The sequence below is a fragment of the Vreelandella nigrificans genome (assembly GCF_002374315.1).
In the GTDB taxonomy this organism is placed as follows: domain Bacteria; phylum Pseudomonadota; class Gammaproteobacteria; order Pseudomonadales; family Halomonadaceae; genus Vreelandella; species Vreelandella nigrificans.
Map to the genome: position 1 here is coordinate 1 of NZ_NWUX01000074.1, position 683 is coordinate 683.

Consider the following 683-nt stretch of genomic DNA (forward strand, 5'->3'; position numbering starts at 1 on the left):
AAGTCGTAACAAGGTAGCCGTAGGGGAACCTGCGGCTGGATCACCTCCTTAAACGATGCATCATCCCTCGCGGTAAGTGCTCACAATGAATTACCTGATCAAGTGATAGAGCAAACGGTAGCTATTTTAGCTGTCATAAGGGTCTGTAGCTTAGTTGGTTAGAACGCACCCCCTGACCTTAAATGGAAAGGAGGGTGAGGTCAGCTAACTGGTTTATTGTGCCTGCTGATGGTTGAATGCCCGGGTCTGTAGCTCAGTTGGTTAGAGCGCACCCCTGATAAGGGTGAGGTCGGCAGTTCAAGTCTGCCCAGACCCACCAAATTTTATCTAGCACTGCGTTATTTTATGCCTCGCATAGCAGGTTATGCTTCGCCATAAAATGCCTTGTTCTGAATAAAATTGCCCGGAAAAGTTATGTGTTAATGGGGCCATAGCTCAGCTGGGAGAGCGCCTGCCTTGCACGCAGGAGGTCAGCGGTTCGATCCCGCTTGGCTCCACCATTACGTACTAGCTTTTTTTATCTTAAATGCCGTTTGTAAATGTTTCGTGACCATTGATAAGTCGTTGTGTTTTATGACGCCGCCTTATCACTGTTCATCGAACAGCCGCTCTTTAACAATGTATATCATGCTGACATAAACGTTTTTAAAACGTTTATACGTAATTGTTTTGTGATACGTCTC

At 46.1% G+C, this 683-nt stretch carries 2 tRNA genes and 1 rRNA gene; all 3 read left to right on the forward strand.

The features are described 5' to 3' along the window. Positions 1-51: ribosomal RNA gene (locus CPA45_RS23050) — 16S ribosomal RNA — on the forward strand; the annotation flags it as partial. A 191-nt stretch (positions 52-242) separates the two neighbouring features. Further along, positions 243-319: transfer RNA gene (locus CPA45_RS22535), tRNA-Ile, on the forward strand. A 105-nt stretch (positions 320-424) separates the two neighbouring features. Next, positions 425-500: transfer RNA gene (locus CPA45_RS22540), tRNA-Ala, on the forward strand. Positions 501-683 lie beyond the last annotated feature (183 nt).